Genomic DNA, 21934 nt, shown 5'->3' on the forward strand with positions numbered 1-21934 from the left:
GATTCTAGGTCCGGTCTTCGATGCGTCTTGGTCTTCTGGATCGGCCCAAAAACAATGGAGGCATGACTGCGAAGACTCCGGAAGACCTGTCCCGCCTGTTCGTGGAGCGCGCCAACGCCGGTGACGCCGCCGGGCTGGCCGCGCTGTACGAGGTCGATGCCGTGCTGGCCTACCCGCCGGGCCGCACGACGGTCGGGCGCGCGGCCATTCAGGCGGTGTGCGAGGAGATGCTCAAGCACGTCCCGCATTTCGAGGTGGAGGAGGCGCTGCCCACCATCCACCACGGGGAACTGGCGCTGACCTCGACGAAGCCCAAGGACGGCACCGGCGGACGGGTCCAGGTGGTGCGCCGCCAGCCCGACGGGACGTGGCTGCGGGTGATCGACCGGCCCGAGCAATAGGACTCGTGCGGGGCCGTAAAAGGTCTGGTGTTGGGCCAACTGTTTCCGGCTCGTAAACGTGAGGATCGCTCTTGACGAGTGGCTTACGGCGGCGTTAACTCGGTTCACCATGACGCCGGTCACACGGATGTCGCCGGGTTAAAGGCCTGGCTTCGCCCGAATTCGGCCGGCGGATGGCGGCGAAGGGGCCGGATGCCATGAGTGCGGTGCCATCGATCGCGGACCTGCTGGAGCGGGTCCCGTCGTGGGTGGGCCGCGCGGTCGAGTGGCAGCGGCTCGCGGGAGGGCTGTCGCACCACGTGTACCGGGTCGACGTCGATCGGGTGCCCTACGTGCTCCGGGTGCTCGAACCGAAGGTCTCGGCGGCCGGGCTCGGCGTGGCGCCCGCGGTCGAGATCGCCAACACGCTGGCGGCCGCGGCGTCGGTGGGGGCGCAGGTGTACGCCACGCTCCCCGACGTCCCCGCGATCGTCCTGGAGTTCCTGCCCGGGCGCACGCTCGGGCCGGCCGAGGTGCGCCGCCCGGAGGTCATCCCGGCGCTCGCCGAGGCCTGCCGGCGGCTGCACGCGGGGCCCGCGTTCGGCAACGACTTCGACATCTTCGCCAAGCGCGCGGAGCTGCTGGAGGTGTGCCGGCGCAACGGCCTGCCGCTGCCCGACGGCTACCTGGACGGGGAGTCCACAGTGGACGTCCTGCGGCGGGCGCTGCACGAGCGGCCGCTGCCGAAAGTACCGTGCCACAACGATCTGCTCGCCGAGAACTTCATCGCGACGTCCAGCGGCGTGCGGATCATCGACTATCAGCTCTCCGGCAACAACGACCCGGCGTTCGAGCTCGGCGACATCGCCGCCGAGGCGGACTTCGACCCGGACCTCACCGGCCGGCTGGCCGAGGCGTACTTCGGCGCCGAACTCAGCCCGGCGCTGCTCGCGCGGGTCCGGCTGTTCCACATCGCGTCCAACGTGACCTGGGCCCTGTGGTTCACCGTCCACCATGGACTGCTCGCCGCCGCCCGCGGCGGGGACCGGGTGGGCTTCGACTACGAGGCGGAGGCGGCCGACAAGTGGGGTCAGGCGCGTGGCGCGCTCGACGACCCCGCGCTCGGACGCCTGCTGGGCGCGGCGACGGGAAGGAATCCCATCACCCCCAACCCCTAACAAGGAGGTGCCATGTCGGCATCGCCGACCCAGGCCGGCCTACCGCTCGACGACGACGACGAGAAGCGGCTCGCCGAACTGGGCTACAAGCAGGAGCTCCACCGCAAGTGGAGCGGGTTCTCCAACTTCGCCATCTCCTTCTCCATCATCTCGATCCTCGCCGGCTGCTTCACGACCTTCGGCCAGGCCTGGATGAACGGCGGCCCGATCGCCATCTCGTGGGGCTGGCCGCTCATCTCGATCTTCATCCTCATCATCGGCTTCTGCATGTCGGAGCTGGTCTCGGCGTACCCGACGGCCGGCGGCATCTACTGGTGGGCCGCCAAGATGGGCAAGCCGGTGCACGGCTGGTTCACCGGCTGGCTCAACCTCGTCGGCCTGGTCGCGGTGACCGCCTCGGTCGACTACGGCTGCGCGACATTCATGAGCCTGGTCCTGGACGCCTACAGCGGCTGGGACAGCACCAACCTCAACCTGACGTTCCTGCTGTTCGTGGTGATCCTGGCCGCGCACGTGGCCATCAACATCTGGGGTCACAACATCATCGACGTCCTGCAGAACGTCTCGGTGTGGTGGCACGTCGCCGGGTCGGCGGTCATCGTGCTGATCCTCATCTTCGTGCCGGAGAAGCACCAGAGCCTCTCGTTCGTGTTCACCGAGCGCTTCAACAACTCCGGGTACTCCGACGCCACCTACTGGTTCCTGGTGCTGCCGTTCGGGTTCCTGCTCACGCAGTACACGATCACGGGCTTTGATGCCTGTGCCCATGTGTCCGAGGAGACGAAGGGCGCGTCGAAGGCGGCCGCGCGCGGGCTGTGGCAGTCCATCTTCTACTCGGCGATCGGCGGCTGGATCCTGCTGCTGTCGTTCCTGTTCGCAGCGACGCACGTGGACGAGATCACGGCCGCGGCCGGGTTCTCCGGCGCCATTTTCGAGACCGCGCTGAGCCCCGGCTTCTTCAAGGCGGTCATCGTCATCTCCACCATCGGGCAGTTCTTCTGCGGCATGAGCTGCGTGACGAGCATGTCCCGGATGACGTACGCGTTCAGCCGCGACCGCGCGGTGCCGGGCTGGCGGTTGTGGTCCAAAGTGGACCGCAACGGCACCCCGGTCAACGCGATCATCGGCGCGGCCGCGGCCGGCCTGGTGCTGACCCTGCCCGCGCTGTACAAGAGCCCGACCGGTGCGCCGACCGCGTTCTACGCCGTCGTCTCCGTCGCCGTCATCGGCCTCTACGTCGCGTTCCTCATCCCGATCTACCTGCGGCTGCGGATGGGCGACCGGTTCGTCCCCGGCCCGTGGACGCTGGGCAGCAAGTACAAGGTGCTCGGCTGGATCGCGGTGGTGGAGATCGTCATCGTGTCGATCTACTTCATCATGCCGTTCACGCCGACCGCGATCCCGGGCCACGAGGGCTTCACGTGGACCGCGGTCAACTATGCCCCGATCGCGATGATCATCGTGATCGGCGGGGCGGCCCTGTGGTGGGTGCTCTCGGCCCGCAACTGGTTCAACGGCCCGATCCGGACCATCGATCAGGCCCTGGCCGAGGACACGGCCGCCGCTCAGGATTAGGGGATGATGGTCTCCGGGCCGGTCGCCGCGATGGCCGGCCCGGAGACCGATTCGGGGGAGGCCGGATGCCGGTGTCGACCGAGCCGCTGTCGGGCGTGCCGATGTGGCGCCCCGTGCGCGGCGGCAACGCGTTCGAGATCACCGTCGCCCGGCTGGCCCAGGCGATCCGGCTCGGCCTCGTGCCGGTCGGCGAGCGGCTCCCGCCCGAGCGGGAGCTCGCCGAGCGGCTGCAGGTCAGCCGGGTCACGCTGCGGGAGGCGATCGCGGCGCTGCGCGAGGCGGGGTTCCTCGAGTCGCGCCGCGGCCGTTCCGGCGGCACGTTCGTGGTCCGGGCGACCGGCGACGGGTCCGAGTCCGGGCACGGCTCGGACTCCGCGCAGGACGCCGCGGCGCTGGCCCGGGAGATGGGCGACGCGCTGCACGACGCGCTGGACTTCCGCCGGGTGCTGGAGCCGGGCGCGGCCGCGCTCGCCGCGACCCGCGCGCTGTCCGCGCCCGACCGCGCGCACCTGGTGGCCTGCCTGGCCGCCGCGCGGACGCGGGACACGCTGACCCGCCGGGTCAACGACTCGCGGCTGCACCTGGCGATCGCGGCGGCCGGCGGCTCGACCTCGGTGGCGGCGGCGATCGCCGACGTGCAGTTGCGCCTGGACCGGTTGCTGGCCGCGATCCCGGTCCTGCGGCGCAATCTCGACCACTCCGACGCTCAGCACGAGCGCGTGGTCGAGGCGATTCTCGCGGGCGACCCGGCGGTCGCCCGCAGCGCGATGGAGGAGCACTGCGACGCCACCGCGGCGTTGTTGCGCGGCCTGCTGGGTTGAGTTTATGGTTTGGTTCTAGACCTTAGGGGAAGCCGATGTTGACCGTCGAGCAGCTGCGCATCGCCGTGGACGAGGGCGAGATCGACACCGTCGTCGTGGCGATCACGGACATGCAGGGCCGGCTGCAGGGCAAGCGCTTCCACGCCGCGCACTTCCTGGCCGACGTCGTCGCGCACGGCACCGAGGGCTGCAACTATCTGCTGGCCGTGGACGTCGACATGAACACCGTCGACGGCTACGCGATGTCGAGCTGGGCCGGCGGCTACGGCGACTTCGCGATGATCCCGGACTTCACCACGCTGCGGCGCATCCCGTGGCAGCCCGGCACCGCGCTCGTCCTGGCCGACCTCCAGCTGCTCTCCGGCGGCCCGGTCACCGCCTCGCCCCGCCAGGTGCTGCAGGCCCAGCTGGACGCCCTGCGAGAGGCCGGATACGGCGCCTGGACCGGCACCGAGCTGGAGTTCGTCGCGTTCCGGGAGTCCTACGAGGACGCGTTCCGGCAGTCGTACCGCGAGCTGACCCCGGTGACCCTGTTCAACTCCGACTACTCGCTGCTGCAGACGGCGCGGGTCGAGCCGCTGCTGCGCCGCATCCGCAACGAGATGGCCGGCGCCGGGCTGACCCCCGAGAGCGCCAAGGGCGAGTGCAACCTCGGGCAGCTGGAGATCGCGTTCCGCTACGACGCCGCGCTGCCGAACGCCGACGGCCACGTGCTGTACAAGAACGGGGCCAAGGAGATCGCCGCGCAGGAGGGCGTCTCCATCACGTTCATGGCCAAGCCGAACGCGCGGGAGGGCAACTCCTGCCACATCCACTTCTCGCTGCGCGGGGCCGACGGGCGCTCCGCGGTCGCGGGCGACGGCGCGCACGGGGTGTCGCCGATGTTCCGCGGCGCGATGGCGGGCATCCTCGCCACGCTGCGCGAGTTCACCCTGCTGTACGCCCCGAACATCAACTCGTACAAACGCTTCCAGGCCGGCTCGTTCGCGCCCACCGCGGTGCGCTGGGGCCTGGACAACCGCACCTGCGCGCTGCGCCTCGTCGGGCACGGGCAGTCGATGCGCGTGGAGAACCGGGTGCCCGGGGCCGACGTGAACCCGTACCTCGCCATCGCCGCCCTGTGCGCGGGCGCGCTGCACGGCATCCGCAACGGCCTGGAGCTCGAGGACGCCTACACCGGCAACGCCTACCAGGACGCGGACGCCGAGCGGGTGCCCGCCACGCTGCGGGAGGCGCTCGCCCTGTGGGAGTCGAGCGACCTCGCCCGCGCGGCCTTCGGCGAGGACGTCGTCGCGCATTACGCCAACATGGCGCGCGTCGAGCTGGCAGCGTTCGACGCGGCGGTCACGGACTGGGAGCTCATGCGGGGCTTCGAGCGGTTGTAAGGGGTCTGAACCATGCACGACGTCATCTCGCCGGTCGACGAACAGGTCGTGGCGACGGTCCCGTCCCTCTCCGAGGCGGAGACCGACGCCGCGATCGAGCGCGCCCACGCGGCGTTCGCGACGTGGCGGGCGGTCTCGCCGGGCGACCGCGCGCGGCTGCTGCGCCGCTTCGCGGCCGTGGTCGACGCGCACAACGAGGAGCTCGCGCAGCTCGAGGTGCGCAACGCCGGGCACACGATCGGCAACGCGCGCTGGGAGGCGGGCAACGTCCGCGACGTCCTGGACTACTACGCGGGCGCGCCCGAGCGGCTCAGCGGCCGCCAGATCCCGGTCGCCGGCGGCCTGGACGTCACCTTCTACGAGCCGCTCGGCGTCGTCGGCGTCATCGTGCCCTGGAACTTCCCGATGCCGATCGCCGGCTGGGGCTTCGCGCCCGCCCTGGCCGCCGGCAACACCGTGGTCCTCAAGCCGGCCGAGCTCACCCCGCTGACCGCGATCCGGCTGGGCGAGCTGGCCCTGGAGGCGGGCCTGCCGGAGGGCGTTTTCACGGTACTGCCGGGCAAGGGCTCCATCGTCGGCCAGCGCTTCGTCACGCATCCGCTGGTGCGCAAGGTCTGCTTCACGGGCTCCACGGAGGTCGGCAAGCGCATCATGGCCGGCTGCGCCGAGCAGGTGAAGCGGGTGACCCTGGAGCTGGGCGGCAAGAGCGCCAACATCGTGTTCGCCGACGCCGACCTGGACAAGGCGGCCGCGTCCGCGCCCGGCTCGGTGTTCGACAACGCCGGCCAGGACTGCTGCGCGCGGTCGCGGCTGCTGGTGCAGGCGAGCGTCTACGACGAGTTCATGGCCCGGCTCGAGGAGTCGGTGAAGGCGTTCCGCTGCGAGGACCCGGCCCTGGAGTCGGCCCAGATGGGCCCGCTGATCTCGGCCGGGCAGCGGGCCAGCGTCCGGTCCTATGTGGACGACGACGCGGTCGCCTTCCGCGGCAGCGCCCCGGACGGCCCCGGCTACTGGATGGCGCCGACCGTTCTCACCGCCCGGTCCACCGACGACCGCCACTGGCGCGAGGAGATCTTCGGCCCGGTCCTGTCCGTCCTGCGCTTCGAGGACGAGGACGAGGCGGTACGGCTGGCCAACGACACCGAGTACGGCCTGTCCGGCTCGATCTGGACCCGCGACCTCGGCCGGGGCATCCGCGTCGCGCGGGGCGTGGAGACCGGCGCCCTCAGCGTGAACTCGCACTCCTCGGTGCGGTACTGGACCCCGTTCGGCGGGGTCAAGCAGAGCGGTCTCGGCCGCGAGCTCGGCCCGGACGCGGTCGCCGCGTTCTGTGAAGTCAAGAACGTCTTCTTCAGCACGGAGGTATAGGTGCAGCCACGTCTGCAGGACCGCGTCGCGGTCATCACCGGGGCCGGCAGCGGCATCGGGCTCGCGACCGCGCGCCGCTTCGCGTCCGAGGGCGCCAAGGTGATCGCGGTCGACCTCAACGAGGAGGCCGGCAAGGCCGCCGCGACCGAGGTGGGCGGCGAGTTCGTGGCCGTCGACGTCGCCGACGAGGCCGCGGTCAAGGCCCTGTTCGACGGGGTCGCCGAGCGGCACGGGCGGGTGGACATCGCGTTCAACAACGCGGGCATCTCGCCGCCGGACGACGACTCGATCCTCGACACCGGCGTCGAGGCCTGGGAGCGGGTGCTCAAGGTCAACACCACCAGCGTGTACTACTGCTGCAAGTACGCGCTGCCGCACATGCTCGCCCAGGGCAAGGGCTCGATCATCAACACGGCGAGCTTCGTGGCCCTGCTCGGGGCGGCGACGTCGCAGATCGCGTACACCGCGTCGAAGGGCGCCGTGCTGTCGATGACCCGCGAGCTCGGGGTGCAGTTCGCGCGGCAGGGCGTGCGGGTCAACGCGCTGTGCCCGGGACCGATCGCGACGCCGCTGCTCATGGAGCTGTTCGCCAAGGACCCCGAGCGGGCGCAGCGGCGGCTCGTGCACGTACCCATGGGGCGCTTCGGAACCCCCGAGGAGATCGCGGGCGCGGTGGCGTTCCTGGCGAGCGACGACGCCTCCTTCATCACCGCCTCGACCTTCCTCGTGGACGGCGGCATCACCGGCGCCTACGTCACACCGCTGTAGGGCTGATCATGAACCGACCGATCGTGGGGATCAGCGCGTACGTCGAGGCGGCGCGGTGGGGCGTGTGGGACACCCGCGCGGTGCTGGTGCCGGAGGCGTACGTGCGGATGGTGCGCGCGGCCGGCGCCCGGCCCGTCGTCCTCCCGCCGGATGATCTCGACGACGCGGCCGCGCTGATCGGGCGCCTCGACGGCCTCGTCCTCGCCGGTGGGGCCGACATCGAGCCCGCCCGGTACGGCGCGGACGCGCACCCGACCACCAAGACCCGCCCCGACCGCGACGCGGGGGAGCTCACCCTGCTCGCCGCCGCGCTCGACGCCGACCTGCCGGTGCTCGGCGTGTGCCGCGGCATGGAGCTGCTCGCCGTCGCGTACGGCGGCTCGCTGCTGCAGCACCTGCCCGACGTGCTCGGCAACGGGCGGCACCAGCCGGCGCCCGGGGTGTACGGCGCGCACCCGGCCCACTTCGCGCCCGGCTCCCGCGCGGAGCAGATCTTCGGCCCGGCGGCCGAGGTGAACTCGTACCACCACCAGGCCATCGACTCGCCCGGCAAGCTCAGCGTCACGGGGTGGGCGGACGACGACGTGATCGAGGCGGTCGAGGACCCCGACCGGCGCTTCGTGCTCGGCGTGCAGTGGCACCCGGAGGAGATGGGCGACCCGCGTCCGTTCGAGGCCCTCGTGGCGGCGGTGGGAATGCGCGCTTCTGGGTAGGTTGACTGACATGCGAATCGGGTTCGGGCTGCCGGTGTCGGGCACGTGGGCCACACCGGAGCGGCTGGGTCGGGTGGCGGTGGCGGCGGAGCACCAGGGGTACGACTCCCTGTGGAGCTTCCAGCGCCTGTTCGTCGGCGAGGATCAGCAGGTCGACCCGGTGTACCGCAGCGTGCTCGACCCGGTCGTCGCGCTGGCGTTCGCGGCCGCGCGGACGCAGACGGTGCGCCTCGGCGTCGCCGTGATCAACGTGCCGTTCGTGCATCCGGTGTACCTCGCGAAGCAGATCGCCAGCCTCGACGTCCTCAGCGGCGGGCGGATCGATCTCGGCCTGGGCACCGGATGGTCGGACGCCGAGTTCACCGCGGTCGGCGCCAGCGCGGAGCGACGGCCCGCGCGGACGCGTGAGTTCGTGTCGGTACTGCGCACCCTCTGGCGCGACGACGTCAGCGCGTTCGACGGCGAGTTCTACACCGTGCCCGCCGGTCGGATGCACCCCAAGCCGGCCCAGGAGGACGGCGTGCCGATCCTGCTCGGCGGCACCGTGCCGGCCGCCCTGCGCCGGGCCGGCGAGATCGCCGACGGCTGGGTGTCGCGCAGCGCCCACGACCTGTCGACCATCGCCCAGGACATCGACCTCGTCCGCGCGGGCGCGGAGAAGGCCGGCCGCGACCCGGACGACGTGCGCATCGTGTGCCGCGGTTCGCTGTTCCGGCCCGGACGCGACTTCCTGTCCGGTTCCTGGGAGAAGATCCGCGAGGACGTCGCGTGGCTCGCCACCCAGGGTGTCACCGAGATCTTCTACGACCTCAACTTCGACCCCACCGTCGCCGGCCCTGACCTGGACCCGGAGGCGGCCGAGGCACGGGCCATGGACATCCTGCACAACCTCACCCCGCGGGGGCTAAGTTGAGGTCATGTCGCGACCGGTCATCGGCCTGACCACGTACGCCGAGGAAACCCGCTTCGGGCTCAACGACACCTTCTCCGCGGTCCTGCCGCTCTCCTACGTCCACGCGGTGCACGCCTCGGGCGGCCGGGCGGTGCTGGTCACCCCCGACGACCCGGACGCCGACGTGCTCGACGGGCTGCACGGCATCATGTTCACCGGCGGTTCCGACGTGAACCCCGACCTGTACGGCGAGCCCCCGCACGCCACCACCAAGGTCAAGCCGGAGCGGGACGCCGCCGAACTGCTGCTCATGCGGGCCGCGCTCGACGCCGACCTGCCGCTGTTCGGCATCTGCCGCGGCATGCAGCTCATGTGCGTCGCCTACGGCGGGCGCCTGCACCAGCACCTCCCCGACGTCCTCGGGCACCACAACCACCGCCCGGTGAGCGGGCCGAAGTTCGGCGAGCATCCGGTACGGCTGGCACGCGGCTCCCGCACCGCCGCGATCCTGGGCGACGCGGTGATCGTGAACTCGTTCCACCACCAGGGCTGCGCCGACCCGGGGCGCCTGGTCCCGACCGGCTGGTGCCCGGAGGACGACCTGATCGAGGTGGTCGAGGACCCGGCGAAGGCGTTCGCGGTGGGCGTGCAGTGGCACCCCGAGGACACCACGGACTTCCGCCTCTTCGCCGCCTTCGTCGAGGCCGCCCGGGCCCACCGCGACCAAGTGGCCACACGGCCCTAATAGCTGATACCCTCTGCACAGTGAGGAAAGCCGAATTGCTCGACCGTCAAATCTCGGCCTCCGGCTGGACCGTGGCGGACGTCGTCGCACTGGACGACGTCGAGGGCATGCGCTTCGAGCTGCACGAAGGGGTGCTCCTGGTGGTTCCGCCACCGTCCGTCGGCCACCAGCGGGTGGAGCGCGACCTGCTCCTGCACCTCAGCCGCGGTGAGCTGGAGGCAATACCCGGAATTGGCGTCGTGATCGACGACGCCAATTACCGAATCCCGGACATCGCCGTGCTACGGGCCGGCGCGGTCGTCGACGACTCCGTCAACGAACAGTCCGCCGCCATCGTGCAGACCGTCGTCGAGGTGGTGTCGCCGACGTCCGGCGACATGGACCGGATGCTCAAGCCGCGGGTTTACGCGCGGGCCGGGATTCCGCAGTACTGGCGCGTGGAACAGACGGCGGAGGGCCACGTCGTCCTGATGCACGAACTGCGCGACGGCCAATACGTGCTGACCCGTGAGGTGTCGGTGAAGGCGCTGCTCGCCGAGGGTTAGGAGGCGGCCTCGTCGGAGGTGCGGTGTTCGATGCGCAGGTCGGGCGCGGTCTCGCGGTAACCCTCGCGGTCGTCGGAGTCCTGCAGGACGGCTTCGGCCTGGGCCTCGGGGTCGTCGGAGCCCGCGGCGAGCTCCTCCGGCAGCAGGTCGGCCCGCTCGCGGATGCGTTCGTCGTCGATCATGCCTGGGTGGTTACCCGGACAAGCGGGAGTTGATGCGCGTTAGGCTTCTGGCCATGAAGGTTCGCGCCCCGCTCGCCCCCGGCACGCAGACGCCCCGGCGTCAGGTTCCCGCTGACATCGTGCGGCCCGAGTACGTCGGCAAGCGGGCGCCGGCCAAGCACCGCGGGTCCGACGTGCAGCCGCCGGAGATCATCGAGCGGATGCGGGTGGCGTCGCGGCTGGCGGCGCAGGCGACCGAGCTGGCCGGGAAGCACGCCGAGCCGGGGGTCACGACCGACGAGATCGACCGGGTCGTGCACGAGTTCCTGTGCGACAACGGGGCGTACCCGTCGACGCTGGGTTACAAGGGGTTCCCGAAGTCCTGCTGCACCTCGCTGAACGAGGTGATCTGCCACGGCATCCCCGACTCGACGGTGATCGAGGACGGGGACATCCTCAACGTCGACGTCACCGCGTTCATCGGCGGCGTGCACGGCGACACCAACGCGACGTTCTGCGTCGGCAACGTCGCCGAGGAGGACCGGCTGCTGGTCGAGCGGACCAAGGAGGCGATGATGCGCGGCATCCGCGCGGTCGCGCCCGGGCGCCCGCTCAACGCGATCGGGCGGGTCATCGAGGCCTACGCCAAGCGCTTCCACTACGGCGTCGTGCGCGACTTCACCGGGCACGGCATCAACGAGGTGTTCCACACCGGGCTCTACGTGCCCCACTACGACAACCCCCGGCTGACCACGATCATGGAGCCGGGGATGACCTTCACCATCGAGCCCATGATCACGCTCGGGACGCACGAGTACGACATGTGGCGCGACGGCTGGACGGTGGTGACGAAGGATCGCAAGTGGACGGCCCAGTTCGAGCACACGATCGTCGTCACCGAGGACGGCTACGAAATCCTCACCCTGCCCTAGGCTCAGCTTGCCGCCGGTCGGATCAGGTGCGGTCTTGAGGGGGTGTGGGTGGAGCGAAGCTCCCCCACCGCTCTTCAGGACATAACGCGGCATACACCGCTGCCAGACAGACCATCCGGTGCTTCAGGAACCTGGGCCGTCTCGGGAGGAGTGGAAACCCCGAGACGGCAGGTTCACGAGACGGCGTTCTGATTAACGACGCGGCTGCATCGTCGGACCGGCCCACGCGGTGCGGCGCATGTCTGGCCCTCCTCTCGTCTAGACGCTCGTGGCGTGATGCAACGATCGTCGCGGAGCGGACAGCCCGATGGAGTGACGCGGCCTTGCTGTGGCACAAGTTCGGGAGTAGAGGGGCTTCAGTCCGGTTTGCCCGGGAACGCGGGCACCAGTGGCGTGCTGCCGGCCGCCTTGCGGAACGCGACCGCGCGCGTGGTGCAGTCGATGAGCGCGTCCAGCACGATCTTGCGTACGTCGCCGTCGGTGGCCGGCAGCGCCAGGCGCCACTGGGCCGCGGTGCGGTCCTCCAGCTGGACGGCGAGCTTCAGCGCGGCCGCGCGGTCGGTGACGGCGAAGGGCAGCTGGTAGGAGGCCGCGGTCGGCGGCGGGGTGACCCCGTCGCTGGTCAGCCGGACCAGCAGCGCGTCGCGGCGGCCGCGGTGGGCCGTGTCGGCCGCCCGGGCCAGGCCGATCGTCGCGCCGTCGAGCTTGGGCCCCAGCACGCCGTAGCCGTAGATGGCGGCGTGCTCGGCCTGCAGCGCGGCCACCAGGCGTTCGTCGGCCGGCGTCACTTCAGGACCTCCTGGTGCCCGGCCCGGCAGGCGGCGATCGAGCCGAGCAGGGCGGCCCGGTAGGACGGGGCGGCCAGGCAGGCGCCCTCCGCGTCCTCGCGGCCGTCCTGCTCCAGCTTCTGCAGCTCGGTGAGGACCGCCGACTGGTCGCCCGGCACCGGGCCGGCCGAGGCCGTCACCGCCGGCGAGCCGCTGGGCGCCGGGAACGGCCCCCGCTCGGGCAGCCCGATCTCCCGGGCCAGCGCGATCACGTGCTGGTCGTGGTCGTCCTTGAGCGGGCCGAGCCGGTCCTGCAGGGCCGGGAAGGCGGTCAGGACCTCGCCGTAGCGCCCGCGCAGCGCGACGGTGCGGCTCAGCAGCGGCATGAGGGCGTCGCTCGTCGGGTCGTACGGCGGGTCCTCGGGATCGCCGCCGAGATCGCAGCCCGCCAGCGACGCGGTCGCGGCCGCCGCGGCGGCAAGCAGGGCGCGTCGACGGAGTGGCACGGGCAACAGTGAACACCATCGGCGCCCCTCGCCGCGCACCCGCCCTCTGAAGGCGCTGGTAGATGGCGCTGCCGGGTGGCGTTCGGAGCGCCGAGGGGACGCCGCCCGGCGCGCCGCGTTACGCTCTGCACGAGCCGCCCGCGCGCTTCGGCGCAGGCGGCATTGAGCCGTGCGCCCGTGGAGGCGCTATCGGGAGGGGTGTCGATCTATGGCGCAGCAGCATCGACAGCGCCTCCTCGCGGTGGTCGAACCGGTCGTCGCGGCCGGTGGATTCGACCTCGAGGACCTCACCGTCACCCGGGTCGGGCGGCGGCACCTGCTGCGCATCGCGGTCGACAGCGACAGCGGCGTCGACCTCGACGCCGTGGCCGAGCTGTCCCGCAGCATCTCCACCGCGCTGGACAAGGCCGAGGCCGAGGGCGACGAGCTGATCGCGGGGGAGTACGAGCTGGAGGTCGGCTCGCCGGGTGTCGAGCGGCCGCTGACCCTGCCGCGGCACTGGCGGCGCAATCGGGGCCGGCTGGTGAAGGTGAAGGTCGCCGGCCGCGAGGTGACCGGCCGCATCACGGCCGCGAGCGAGACCGGCGTGACGCTCGACGTGGACGGGGCGAAGAGCACCCATCCCTACGGCGAGCTGGGCCCCGGCCGGGTGGAGGTGGAGCTCAAGCGCCTCGCGGAGCTGCCCGACCCCGAGGACGACGAGCTCGAGGGCGATGACGAAGAGATCGACGAAGACGCAGACGTAGACGACGACGAGGAAGGGGAGGACGGGAAGTGAACATCGACCTTGCGGCCCTCCGCGCACTGGAGCGCGAGCGCGAGATCCCGTTCGAGACCATCCTGGCGGCGATCGAGACGGCGTTGCTGACCGCCTACCGGCACACGGACGGGGCCAACCCGCACGCCCGGGTGGAGATCGACCGGCGCACGGGCGCCGCCTCGGTGCTCGCCCAGGACGTCGACGAGGACGGGTCGATCGTGCGCGAGTACGACGACACCCCGCACGACTTCGGGCGCATCGCCGCGATGACGGCCAAGCAGGTGATCCTGCAGCGGCTGCGCGAGGCGACCGACGAGGCCCACTTCGGCGAATACGTCGGGCGCGACGGCGACCTGGTCACCGGCGTGATCCAGGCGCACGAGGCGCGGGCCGAGAAGGGCATCGTGACGATCGACCTCGGCAAGATCGAGGGGATGCTCCCGGCGGCCGAGCAGGTGCCCGGCGAGCGCTACGAGCACGGCCAGCGGATCAAGGCGATCGTGGTGCACGTGGCCAAGGGCTTCCGCGGCCCGCAGGTGACGCTCTCGCGCTCCCACCCGAATCTGGTGAAGCGCCTCTTCGCGCTGGAAGTGCCGGAAATCGCCGACGGTACCGTCGAAATCGCCGCCATCGCCCGCGAGGCCGGCCACCGCACCAAGATCGCGGTCCGTTCCACGGTCGCGGGGGTGAACGCGAAGGGGGCCTGCATCGGCCCGATGGGGCAGCGCGTCCGCGCGGTCATGAGCGAGCTGCACGGTGAGAAGATCGACATTATCGACTGGTCCGAGGACCCCGCGCAGTTCGTCGGAAATGCCCTTTCTCCCGCGAAAGCGCTCAACGTGGAGGTCGTCGACGCGGCCAACAGGGCCGCCCGGGTGACCGTTCCCGACTTCCAACTTTCCCTGGCCATCGGCAGAGAGGGCCAGAACGCGCGGCTCGCCGCGCGGCTCACCGGATGGCGGATCGATATCAGACCGGACAACGCTCCGGAGGGCAACGTCGATCACGTCACCGGACCGGGCGCGGCACGCGCCGAAAGTGCAGGGTAGACTTCTTGACGGTACGTCGCACGCCCCCGGCTGGCATGCCCGCGATTCCGGCTGCACCCGATCGAGCTGAGCCCGTTCGGACCGCAGATCGAGAGCAACCGGTTCGCACCTGCATCGGATGCCGGAAGCGTGCGTCATCCTCCGAGTTGCTGCGATTTGTCGCGATCGAGACCGGCCCCGACCAGTTCGAGGCTGTCCCCGATCCGGCTCGCAGACGGCCGGGCCGGGGCGCGCACCTGCATCCCGATCCGGCTTGCCTCGCGCTAGCGGAGCGCCGGCGCGCCTTCGGGCGGGCTCTGCGCGTCACCGGGGTCTTCGACACCGGCCCGCTGGCCGAAGCCGTCGCCTCGGCGGCGGTGACGGAGCCGGAGCATACGCAGTGACCGGAACCGCCGATGGTGGGAGCGCGACGCCCCACCCGGATCGCAAGGTAGGACGACGGACATGAGCACACGATGAAGTCCCTGAGATGACCAGGCTTCAAGTGCACGAGTGAGGTCGGAGCGGAACTTGCCGCCCGGCCTCGAGGTGAGGAGTGTAGTGGCAGGCAAGGCCCGCGTACACGAGCTTGCAAAAGAGCTCGGGGTCGAAAGCAAGACCGTGCTCGCGAAGCTGCAAGAGCTTGGCGAGTACGTGAAGTCCGCATCCAGCACGGTCGAGGCGCCCGTGGCGCGCCGTCTGCGTGCGAGCTTCGAAAACGGTGGAGGGTCCGCTCCGGCGCCCTCGGCACCCCCAGCGCCGTCCGCGTCGACCCCGTCGTCGACGCCCGTTCCGACGGCCCCACGTCCGACGCCGTCTCCAGCGGCGAAACCCTTCGCGCCCCCGAAGCGGCCCCAGCCGCCCGCGGGTGGCGGATCGAGCGGCTCCGAAGGAAAGGGTGGGGGCGGCCGTGGCCCCGTGCCCGGGCCGCCGCGTCCGACCCCGCCGGCCGTGAAGCCGACGAGTGCGCACGACATCGAGGTGCAGGCGGCCGAGCAGCGCGCCGCCGCGCTGAAGGCCGAGCAGGAAGCGACCATGAAGGCCGCCCAGCAGGCCCGTCAGCGGGAGCGGGAGAACCCGCGCCGGGACACCCCGGCGCCGTCCGGCGGTGCGCCCAGCGCGCCCGCGCCGGGCCCGCGTCCCGGACCCGCGCAGGGTCCGTCGGGTGGCGCTCCGGCTCCGGGCGGTCCGCGTCCGGGCCAGGGCCCGCGTCCCGGTCAGGGCAACCGCCCGCCGGCCCGCTCGCCCGGCAACAACCCGTTCGGCGTGTCCGGCGGCGCTTCGCCGCGCCCGCCGACACCCGGCAACATTCCCCGGCCCAACCCGTCCTCCATGCCGCCGCGGCCCAACCCGTCGCAGATGGGCGGCCCGCGGCCCAACCCGTCGCAGATGCCGAGCCAGCGGCCCGGTCGTCCCGGCGGTGGCCCCGGCGGTGACCGTCCCGGTCGTCCCGGTGGCGGCGGTGGCGGCTTCCGCGGCGGTCCCGGCGGTGGCGGCGCAGGCCGTCCCGGCGGTCCCGGTGGCGGTGGCGGCGGTGGCGGCTTCCGTGGCGGTCCCGGTGGGGGCGGCGGCGGTGGCGGCGGCTTCCGTGGCGGTCCCGGTGGCGGCGGCGGTGCCGGCGGTGGCGGTGGCTACCGCGGTGGCCCCGGTGGCGGCGGCGGAGCGCCCGCGGGTGCCGGCGCCGGTCGTCCCGGCGGTGGCGCCGGTGGTCGTGGCCGTGGCGGCGGTGCCGCGGGTGCCTTCGGGCGTCCGGGTGGCCGTCCGACGCGTGGCCGCAAGTCGAAGAAGCAGCGCAGACAGGAGTTCGACAACCTCTCCGCGCCCACCATGGGCTCGGGCGCCCCGCGGGGTCAGGGTCAGACGATCCGCCTCCCGCAGGGTGCGTCGCTGTCGGACTTCGCCGACCGGATCAACGCCAACCCGGGCTCGCTCGTCCAGGAGATGTTCAACCTGGGTGAGATGGTGACCGCGACGCAGTCGTGCACCAACGAGACCCTGGAGCTGCTCGGCGAGCACCTCGGCTTCGACGTGCAGATCGTCAGCCCCGAGGACGAGGACCGCGAGCTGCTGGCCCGCTTCGACATCGACCTCGATGCCGATGTGGACGAGGAGCGCCTGGTCGTCCGGCCGCCGGTCGTGACCGTCATGGGTCACGTCGACCACGGTAAGACGAAGCTGCTCGACGCGATCCGCCAGACGAACGTCGCGGCGGGCGAGGCCGGCGGCATCACCCAGCACATCGGTGCGTACCAGGTCCACGTCCAGCACGAGGAAGAGGACCGCGCGGTCACCTTCATCGACACCCCGGGTCACGAGGCGTTCACCGCCATGCGTGCCCGTGGTGCGCAGGCCACGGACATCGTGGTGCTGGTGGTCGCGGCCGACGACGGCGTGATGCCCCAGACCATCGAGGCGCTCAACCACGCCCAGGCGGCCGAGGTGCCGATCGTGGTCGCGGTGAACAAGATCGACAAGCCCGAGGCCAACCCGGCCAAGGTGCGGCAGGAGCTCACGCAGTACGGCCTGGTGGCCGAGGAGTACGGCGGCGAGACCATGTTCGTCGACATCTCGGCCAAGAGCCGGATCAACATCGACGGGCTGCTCGAGGCCATCCTGCTGACCGCCGACGCCGCGCTCGACCTGCGCGCGCCGATCGACGGCCAGGCCCAGGGCATCGCGATCGAGTCGCACCTCGACCGCGGCCGCGGCCCGGTCGCCACCGTCCTGGTGGAGAAGGGCACGCTCAACGTCGGTGACTCGATCGTCGCCGGCCGCGCCTACGGACGCGTCCGCGCGATGCTCGACGAGAACGGCAAGCCCGTGCCGCACGCGGGTCCGGCCCGTCCGGTCCTCGTGCTCGGCCTGACCTCGGTGCCCGGCGCCGGCGACACGTTCCTCGCCGCCGACGACGACCGCACCGCGCGCCAGATCGCCGAGCAGCGGCAGGCTCGCCGGCGCGCGGCCGAGATGGCCGCCCGTACCGGCCGGGTCACCCTCGAGACGCTGTTCGACCAGCTCAAGCAGGGCGAGAAGACCACGCTCAACCTCATCCTCAAGGGTGACGGCTCGGGCTCGGTCGAGGCGCTCGAGGACGCGCTGGTCAAGATCGTCGTCTCGGACGAGGTCCAGCTGCGGATCATCCACCGCGGTGTCGGTGCGGTCACGCAGGACGACGTCAACCTGGCCAGTGCCTCGGACGCGATCATCATCGGGTTCAACGTGCGGGCCGAGGGCCGCACGCGCGACCTGGCCGACCGCGAGGGCGTGGAGATCCGGTACTACACCGTCATCTACCAGGCCATCGAGGACATCGAGTCGTCGCTCAAGGGCCTGCTCAAGCCGGTCTACGAGGAGGTCGAGCTCGGCACGGCGGAGATCCGCGAGGTCTTCCGCTCGTCCAAGTTCGGCAACATCGCGGGCTGCATCGTCCGCACCGGCCTGATCCGGCGCAACACCAAGGCGCGCCTGATGCGGGACGGGGCGGTGGTGGCCGACAACCTGACGATCGCCGGCCTGCGCCGCTTCAAGGACGACGCGACCGAGGTCCGCGAGGGCTTCGAGTGTGGTATCACGCTCGGGTCGTACAACGACATTCAGGTCGGGGACGTCGTCGAGACGTGGGAGCTTCGGGAGAAGCCCCGCACCTGATCGCCGGCATGACGAGAAGGGGGTCGCGGTTCGCCGCGGCCCCCTTTGGCTTCTCAGGTCCGCGGCGTAACCTGAATCACATTATGGATCTGTCGTGGTGGTCGATCGAGGTGCGCGACGGGGAGTACCCGGCGCGAGCGTGGCGTGACGCGTACAGCCCGGCCCTCATCGAGGCCGCGCTGACCCACGGGGCCCGGGACTGGGCCTTCCGCTCCGAGGACTTCGGGGTGGTCTTCGAGCTCGGGTTCGCCGACGAGGCCGACTGGCAGCGGTTCCGGCAGTTGCCCGCGGTGATCGCCGCGCTGGACGCGGTGGCTCCCGACTCCCTTTACGTGTACCGCGGGCGCGGAGGCAGTGCCGGCGCCGTCCACCCGCGCCGGCGGGGTCCACTGCCGGCGGCCGGGGCCGCGGCGGTGCCGATCGAGCCGGAGCCGCCGATCGTGGCGCGGCCGCCGCTCGAACCGCCGCTGACGACGACCGAGGAGCCCCCGCTGCTGGTCGCCTAGCCACGGCTGCGCGCCCCCTCGACCGGCGCCTGTCCGGGCGCCTGTCCGGCCGCCTGTCCGGGCGCCTGTCCGGGTCGCCGGTCGCCCCGGCGGCGGGCCACCCGCGCTGCTCGGCCGGCCGGTGCGGAATGCCGGCCGGTGCGGAATGCCGGCCGGTGCGGAATGCCGGCCGGTGCGGAATGCCGGCCGGTCAGTCGGGCGTTTGCGGGGGTCGGCGCGGCACAGGCAGTACAAGAGCCGCGTTTTTTGCTCGTTAACCAGGCGCGAAAAGGACCGTCGGCGGTTAGGATCTTGCGCCGTGTACACCGGAACCGCGGTCTTCGACCTTCTTCTGCCCGGGGACTCGCGCTCGCTGAAGGCCAAGCGCTCATATGTGCGGCCGCTCGTGGCGTTTCTGCGCAAGTTCGAGGTGTCCGTGGCCGAGGTCGGGGCGCTCGATCTCACCGGACGGGCCGAGATCGGCATCGCCGTCGTGGCCGCCGAGGCGGCGCATGTGCGGGAGGTGCTCGACACGTGTGAGCGGGCCGTGGCCGGGCGCCCGGAGCTGGAACTGCTCTCCGTGCGCCGTCGGTTGCACGGTGACGACGACGAGTAAACCTGGCTTCGGGAAGCGGCCTCACGGGCGGGTCGCGGGTACTGTCAAGGCGTTGGTCAGATCTACAGGTCCGGCGGGCCGGTCCCAGGGCCGGCGGTCGGCCGTTTGGCTGCGGAGGTGTTCGAGATGACGGATCCGGCGAAGGTGCGGCGGCACGCGGAGCGCGTGCGGGAACTGGTCGCATCGGTGGTGCGGACGCAGATCAAGGACCCGCGGCTGGGCATGATCACGATCACCGACGCGCGGATCACGGCCGATCTGCGCGAGGCGACGGTGTTCTACACGGTGCTCGGCGACGCGGCGGCCCAGGCGGGCACCGCGGCCGCCCTGGAGAGCGCCAAGGGCCTGCTGCGCTCGACCGTCGGCAAGGCGCTCGGGCTGCGGCACTCGCCCAGCCTCGCGTTCGTCCACGACGACGTGTCCGACCAGGTCAAGCACATCGACGAGCTGCTGGCCAGCGCCCGTAGCGCCGACGCCGAGGTGCAGCGCCTCGCGGCCGGCGCGCACTACGCGGGCGACCCGCAGCCGTACAAGCTCGAAGACGAGTCCGACGCGGACGACCTCGAGGCCGACGACGAGGTCGTCGTGGGCCGGGACCGGGGATGAGCGCCGCGGCCGCGGGGGACGACCCCGCGGCCGCCGCTGACTGGGCGGCGGCCGTCGCGGCGGTGCACGGGTTGCCGCCCGGCGCGCGGGTCCTGCTCGCCTGCCACGTGAACCCCGACGGCGACGCGCTCGGCAGCATGCTGGGGGTCGCCCTCGGGCTGCGCACGCTCGGCTTCGACCGGCTCGCGGCGACGTTCCCGGGGCCGCTGGTCGTGCCCGCGCCGTTCGACACGCTGCCCGGCGCCGAGCTGCTCGTGGCCGAGGAGGACGCCGATCCGGCCCCGGACGCGATGCTCGTGTTCGACGTGGCGAGCATCGAACGGCTCGGCGGCCTGGCCGACCGGCTGCGGGCCGCGCCCGTCGGCATCGTGCTCGACCACCACGCCTCCAACCCGCGCTTCGGGGCCATCAATCTCGTCGACCCGGCGGCCGCCGCGACGTCCGTATTGTCCGACGGGTTGTTGCGCCGTCTGGGTGTACCGCTCACCGCCGACATCGCCGAATGCCTGTACGTCGCGCTCGCGACCGACACCGGGTCGTTCAAGTTCGCCTCGGTCACGCCGGCCGTGCACGAGCTGGCGGCGCGGCTGATCGCCACCGGCATCCCGGTCGGGGACATCTCCCGGCGCCTCTTCGACACCCGGCCGGTCGGGGCGCTGCGGCTGTTCGGCGTCGCGCTGTCGCGCCTGGTGCTCGAGCCGTCCGGTGCGGGCGGGCTGGGGTTCGCCTGGACGTACCTCACCGTCGAGGACCTCGCCGCGCACGCGCAGCCGCCGGCGGCCGTGGAGGCGCTCATCGACAGCGTGCGTCCGGTGGCCGAGGCCGACGTCGCGTGCGTGGTCAAGCCGGTGCGGGCCGGGGAGTGGTCGGTCTCGCTGCGCAGCAAGGGCGGCGTGGACGTCGCCGCGGTGGCGGTGGCGCTGGGTGGGGGCGGGCACCGCTTCGCGGCCGGCTTCAGCGCCTCCGGCACGGTCGAGGACGTGGTCGACGCGATCCGCGGTCTGCTGCCGGCTCCTTCGCTGCCCGGCGGGGTCAGGGTGAACTCCGGGAGAATCTCCGGGCTATAACGGCTGGATCGCGGGCATCCATTGCGGTGACAATCGATTCATGGACCGACCGGAGCTCGCCGCGGAGGTCGACCGGGCCTGGGCCCGGCCGGTTGTGCTCACGCCCGTCTTCGCGCTGATCGCGCTGGTCGGGGGCGCCTCACCGTCGTTCGGGCTGCGGGCCAACCTGCTCGTCCTGGCCACAGGTGGGGCGCTGTTCTGGCTCGGCACGGCGGCCACGGTGCCGCGCCGGCCCTCGCCACCCCGGCTGACCCGCGGCGCCGCCTGGTGGCTGGTGCCGCTGCTGCTCTTCGGCGTGGTCGAGGGCGTGACGTTTCTGGGCGGCTCGCACGCGTACCCGACGCTGTCCCGCCTGGCCGATCCGGTCCTCGAGCACTACTGGGCGCGCGCGGGGGCGTACTTCGGGTGGCTGTGGGGCTTCTGGGCGCTGGTGCGGCGATGAGCGCCGGTCAGGTGCTCGTCGCGGTGCTGTTCACGGTGTCGCTCGGGCTCGTCGCGGCGGTCGAGATCGCGTCCCGGCGCGAGGGGTCGCGGGTGCCGAGCCTGGGCGACGTGTGCGGGGTCGTCATGCGCTACCGGGTGGGGCCGCTGCCCGTCGGGCGGATCGCCATGTTCGGGTTCTGGTGGTGGCTGGGCTGGCACCTGCTGGCCCGCTGAGCTGCGGTATTGATCAGCTGCCGCGCGACACGCCGGTTCCAGATCGCGGGATAACGTCGCACATGCTGGAACTGAACGATAACTTAGTCGTATGCGCACAGTACGAATTCTTCGCTGCCCGCCCCGGGCGCACCGCTCGTAGCAGCGGACTCCGGCGGCGGGTGACTAGGCCCGATCCATTTCGCCGGAAGCGAGGAACAACGTGCGCGACAACCAGTGTCAACAGGCCGACAACACCCACGTCGGTCTCCTTGGCGTGTGCCGCACGTGTCTCCCGGTGACCCCGGCGCGACCGAGCAAGCACCGACCATCAGCACCATGCCACAGAGGA

General features: G+C 71.8%; 25 protein-coding genes. 22 read left to right on the top strand and 3 right to left on the bottom strand.

Annotated elements, in window-relative coordinates; translation table 11 throughout:
- Positions 1-62: 62 nt before the first annotated feature.
- From ACQP00_RS07735 to ACQP00_RS07785, 11 genes are all read left to right on the top strand, one after another.
- On the top strand, positions 63-401 hold the full coding sequence (locus ACQP00_RS07735; protein ID WP_433216397.1) for a YybH family protein: 339 nt from the start codon (positions 63-65) through the stop codon (positions 399-401).
- Between the two features lie 197 nt (positions 402-598).
- Positions 599-1558 carry a phosphotransferase gene (locus ACQP00_RS07740; RefSeq protein WP_433216400.1) on the top strand — a complete coding sequence of 320 codons (960 nt, stop codon included), beginning with the start codon at positions 599-601 and terminating at the stop codon, positions 1556-1558.
- A 12-nt stretch (positions 1559-1570) separates the two neighbouring features.
- Positions 1571-3133, top strand: coding sequence for an amino acid permease (locus ACQP00_RS07745; protein WP_433216403.1), 1563 nt, complete (start codon positions 1571-1573; stop codon positions 3131-3133).
- 65 nt (positions 3134-3198) lie between these two features.
- Positions 3199-3954 (top strand): FadR/GntR family transcriptional regulator, encoded by a 756-nt coding sequence (locus ACQP00_RS07750; protein WP_433216406.1) that lies wholly within the window; start codon positions 3199-3201, stop codon positions 3952-3954.
- A gap of 35 nt (positions 3955-3989) precedes the next feature.
- Positions 3990-5339, top strand: coding sequence for a glutamine synthetase family protein (locus tag ACQP00_RS07755; protein WP_433216409.1), 1350 nt, complete (start codon positions 3990-3992; stop codon positions 5337-5339).
- A gap of 12 nt (positions 5340-5351) precedes the next feature.
- Positions 5352-6707: an aldehyde dehydrogenase family protein gene (locus ACQP00_RS07760; RefSeq protein ID WP_433216412.1), complete on the top strand. Its 1356-nt coding sequence runs from the start codon at positions 5352-5354 to the stop codon at positions 6705-6707.
- Positions 6708-7475: a 3-oxoacyl-ACP reductase gene (locus ACQP00_RS07765; RefSeq protein WP_433216415.1), complete on the top strand. Its 768-nt coding sequence runs from the start codon at positions 6708-6710 to the stop codon at positions 7473-7475.
- Between the two features lie 8 nt (positions 7476-7483).
- Positions 7484-8188 carry a gamma-glutamyl-gamma-aminobutyrate hydrolase family protein gene (locus tag ACQP00_RS07770; protein WP_433216418.1) on the top strand — a complete coding sequence of 235 codons (705 nt, stop codon included), beginning with the start codon at positions 7484-7486 and terminating at the stop codon, positions 8186-8188.
- Positions 8189-8198: 10 nt separating this feature from the next.
- Positions 8199-9101, top strand: coding sequence for an LLM class flavin-dependent oxidoreductase (locus tag ACQP00_RS07775; RefSeq protein WP_433216421.1), 903 nt, complete (start codon positions 8199-8201; stop codon positions 9099-9101).
- Between the two features lie 4 nt (positions 9102-9105).
- On the top strand, positions 9106-9825 hold the full coding sequence (locus ACQP00_RS07780) for a gamma-glutamyl-gamma-aminobutyrate hydrolase family protein (RefSeq protein ID WP_433216424.1): 720 nt from the start codon (positions 9106-9108) through the stop codon (positions 9823-9825).
- Between the two features lie 20 nt (positions 9826-9845).
- Positions 9846-10370, top strand: a complete 525-nt coding sequence (locus tag ACQP00_RS07785) for a Uma2 family endonuclease (RefSeq protein ID WP_433216427.1) — start codon at positions 9846-9848, stop codon at positions 10368-10370.
- Here the strand turns inward: ACQP00_RS07785 and ACQP00_RS07790 are convergent.
- Positions 10367-10552, bottom strand: coding sequence for a hypothetical protein (locus ACQP00_RS07790; RefSeq protein ID WP_433216430.1), 186 nt, complete (start codon positions 10550-10552; stop codon positions 10367-10369). The genes ACQP00_RS07785 and ACQP00_RS07790 overlap by 4 nt on opposite strands.
- Before the next feature lie 53 nt (positions 10553-10605).
- Here ACQP00_RS07790 and map point away from each other — a divergent pair, with 53 nt between their 5' ends.
- Positions 10606-11463 (top strand): type I methionyl aminopeptidase, encoded by an 858-nt coding sequence (gene map, locus ACQP00_RS07795; RefSeq protein ID WP_433216433.1) that lies wholly within the window; start codon positions 10606-10608, stop codon positions 11461-11463.
- Between the two features lie 356 nt (positions 11464-11819).
- On the opposite strand, the gene ACQP00_RS07800 is transcribed toward map, so the two are convergent.
- Both ACQP00_RS07800 and ACQP00_RS07805 read right to left on the bottom strand, forming a co-directional pair.
- Positions 11820-12251 (bottom strand): ferritin-like domain-containing protein, encoded by a 432-nt coding sequence (locus ACQP00_RS07800; protein WP_433216435.1) that lies wholly within the window; start codon positions 12249-12251, stop codon positions 11820-11822.
- The gene (locus ACQP00_RS07805) at positions 12248-12736 is read right to left on the bottom strand and encodes a hypothetical protein (RefSeq protein ID WP_433216438.1); all 489 of its coding nucleotides are present in this window, start codon (positions 12734-12736) and stop codon (positions 12248-12250) included. The genes ACQP00_RS07800 and ACQP00_RS07805 overlap by 4 nt, the downstream gene beginning before the upstream one ends.
- Before the next feature lie 208 nt (positions 12737-12944).
- Here ACQP00_RS07805 and rimP point away from each other — a divergent pair, with 208 nt between their 5' ends.
- The 10 genes from rimP (at position 12945) to ACQP00_RS07855 (ending at position 21603) form a co-directional block, all read left to right on the top strand.
- Positions 12945-13514, top strand: coding sequence for a ribosome maturation factor RimP (gene rimP / locus ACQP00_RS07810; RefSeq protein ID WP_433216441.1), 570 nt, complete (start codon positions 12945-12947; stop codon positions 13512-13514).
- Positions 13511-14545 (top strand): transcription termination factor NusA, encoded by a 1035-nt coding sequence (nusA, locus tag ACQP00_RS07815; protein WP_433216444.1) that lies wholly within the window; start codon positions 13511-13513, stop codon positions 14543-14545. Before rimP ends, nusA begins: the two co-directional genes overlap by 4 nt.
- Before the next feature lie 146 nt (positions 14546-14691).
- Positions 14692-14928 carry a YlxR family protein gene (locus ACQP00_RS07820; protein ID WP_433216447.1) on the top strand — a complete coding sequence of 79 codons (237 nt, stop codon included), beginning with the start codon at positions 14692-14694 and terminating at the stop codon, positions 14926-14928.
- A gap of 157 nt (positions 14929-15085) precedes the next feature.
- Positions 15086-18172 (top strand): translation initiation factor IF-2, encoded by a 3087-nt coding sequence (gene infB, locus ACQP00_RS07825; protein ID WP_433223758.1) that lies wholly within the window; start codon positions 15086-15088, stop codon positions 18170-18172.
- 83 nt (positions 18173-18255) lie between these two features.
- A complete protein-coding gene (locus tag ACQP00_RS07830; RefSeq protein ID WP_433216450.1) occupies positions 18256-18678 on the top strand; it encodes a hypothetical protein in 423 nt (140 codons plus the stop codon).
- Positions 18679-18976: 298 nt separating this feature from the next.
- Positions 18977-19273, top strand: a complete 297-nt coding sequence (locus ACQP00_RS07835) for a DUF503 domain-containing protein (protein WP_433216453.1) — start codon at positions 18977-18979, stop codon at positions 19271-19273.
- A 126-nt stretch (positions 19274-19399) separates the two neighbouring features.
- Positions 19400-19879 carry a 30S ribosome-binding factor RbfA gene (rbfA, locus tag ACQP00_RS07840; protein ID WP_433216456.1) on the top strand — a complete coding sequence of 160 codons (480 nt, stop codon included), beginning with the start codon at positions 19400-19402 and terminating at the stop codon, positions 19877-19879.
- Positions 19876-20946 carry a DHH family phosphoesterase gene (locus ACQP00_RS07845; RefSeq protein ID WP_433216459.1) on the top strand — a complete coding sequence of 357 codons (1071 nt, stop codon included), beginning with the start codon at positions 19876-19878 and terminating at the stop codon, positions 20944-20946. The genes rbfA and ACQP00_RS07845 overlap by 4 nt, the downstream gene beginning before the upstream one ends.
- 40 nt (positions 20947-20986) lie before the next feature.
- The gene (locus tag ACQP00_RS07850; RefSeq protein ID WP_433216462.1) at positions 20987-21388 is read left to right on the top strand and encodes a hypothetical protein; all 402 of its coding nucleotides are present in this window, start codon (positions 20987-20989) and stop codon (positions 21386-21388) included.
- Positions 21385-21603, top strand: a complete 219-nt coding sequence (locus ACQP00_RS07855) for a DUF6186 family protein (RefSeq protein WP_433216465.1) — start codon at positions 21385-21387, stop codon at positions 21601-21603. Before ACQP00_RS07850 ends, ACQP00_RS07855 begins: the two co-directional genes overlap by 4 nt.
- The last annotated feature ends 331 nt before the right edge of the window (positions 21604-21934 follow it).

The organism is Dactylosporangium sp. CS-047395, assembly GCF_050942185.1.
In the GTDB taxonomy this organism is placed as follows: domain Bacteria; phylum Actinomycetota; class Actinomycetes; order Mycobacteriales; family Micromonosporaceae; genus Dactylosporangium.

Bases quoted from the DNA above. Each gene is read 5' to 3' on its own strand.
- ACQP00_RS07735 (WP_433216397.1), top strand. From the start codon at position 63: ATGACTGCGAAGACTCCGGAAGACCTGTCCCGCCTGTTCGTGGAGCGC.
- ACQP00_RS07740 (WP_433216400.1), top strand. From the start codon at position 599: ATGAGTGCGGTGCCATCGATCGCGGACCTGCTGGAGCGGGTCCCGTCG.
- ACQP00_RS07745 (WP_433216403.1), top strand. From the start codon at position 1,571: ATGTCGGCATCGCCGACCCAGGCCGGCCTACCGCTCGACGACGACGAC.
- ACQP00_RS07750 (WP_433216406.1), top strand. From the start codon at position 3,199: ATGCCGGTGTCGACCGAGCCGCTGTCGGGCGTGCCGATGTGGCGCCCC.
- ACQP00_RS07755 (WP_433216409.1), top strand. From the start codon at position 3,990: ATGTTGACCGTCGAGCAGCTGCGCATCGCCGTGGACGAGGGCGAGATC.
- ACQP00_RS07760 (WP_433216412.1), top strand. From the start codon at position 5,352: ATGCACGACGTCATCTCGCCGGTCGACGAACAGGTCGTGGCGACGGTC.
- ACQP00_RS07770 (WP_433216418.1), top strand. From the start codon at position 7,484: ATGAACCGACCGATCGTGGGGATCAGCGCGTACGTCGAGGCGGCGCGG.
- ACQP00_RS07775 (WP_433216421.1), top strand. From the start codon at position 8,199: ATGCGAATCGGGTTCGGGCTGCCGGTGTCGGGCACGTGGGCCACACCG.
- ACQP00_RS07780 (WP_433216424.1), top strand. From the start codon at position 9,106: ATGTCGCGACCGGTCATCGGCCTGACCACGTACGCCGAGGAAACCCGC.
- ACQP00_RS07790 (WP_433216430.1), bottom strand. From the start codon at position 10,552: ATGATCGACGACGAACGCATCCGCGAGCGGGCCGACCTGCTGCCGGAG.
- map (WP_433216433.1), top strand. From the start codon at position 10,606: ATGAAGGTTCGCGCCCCGCTCGCCCCCGGCACGCAGACGCCCCGGCGT.
- rimP (WP_433216441.1), top strand. From the start codon at position 12,945: ATGGCGCAGCAGCATCGACAGCGCCTCCTCGCGGTGGTCGAACCGGTC.
- ACQP00_RS07830 (WP_433216450.1), top strand. From the start codon at position 18,256: ATGGATCTGTCGTGGTGGTCGATCGAGGTGCGCGACGGGGAGTACCCG.
- rbfA (WP_433216456.1), top strand. From the start codon at position 19,400: ATGACGGATCCGGCGAAGGTGCGGCGGCACGCGGAGCGCGTGCGGGAA.
- ACQP00_RS07845 (WP_433216459.1), top strand. From the start codon at position 19,876: ATGAGCGCCGCGGCCGCGGGGGACGACCCCGCGGCCGCCGCTGACTGG.
- ACQP00_RS07850 (WP_433216462.1), top strand. From the start codon at position 20,987: ATGGACCGACCGGAGCTCGCCGCGGAGGTCGACCGGGCCTGGGCCCGG.
- ACQP00_RS07855 (WP_433216465.1), top strand. From the start codon at position 21,385: ATGAGCGCCGGTCAGGTGCTCGTCGCGGTGCTGTTCACGGTGTCGCTC.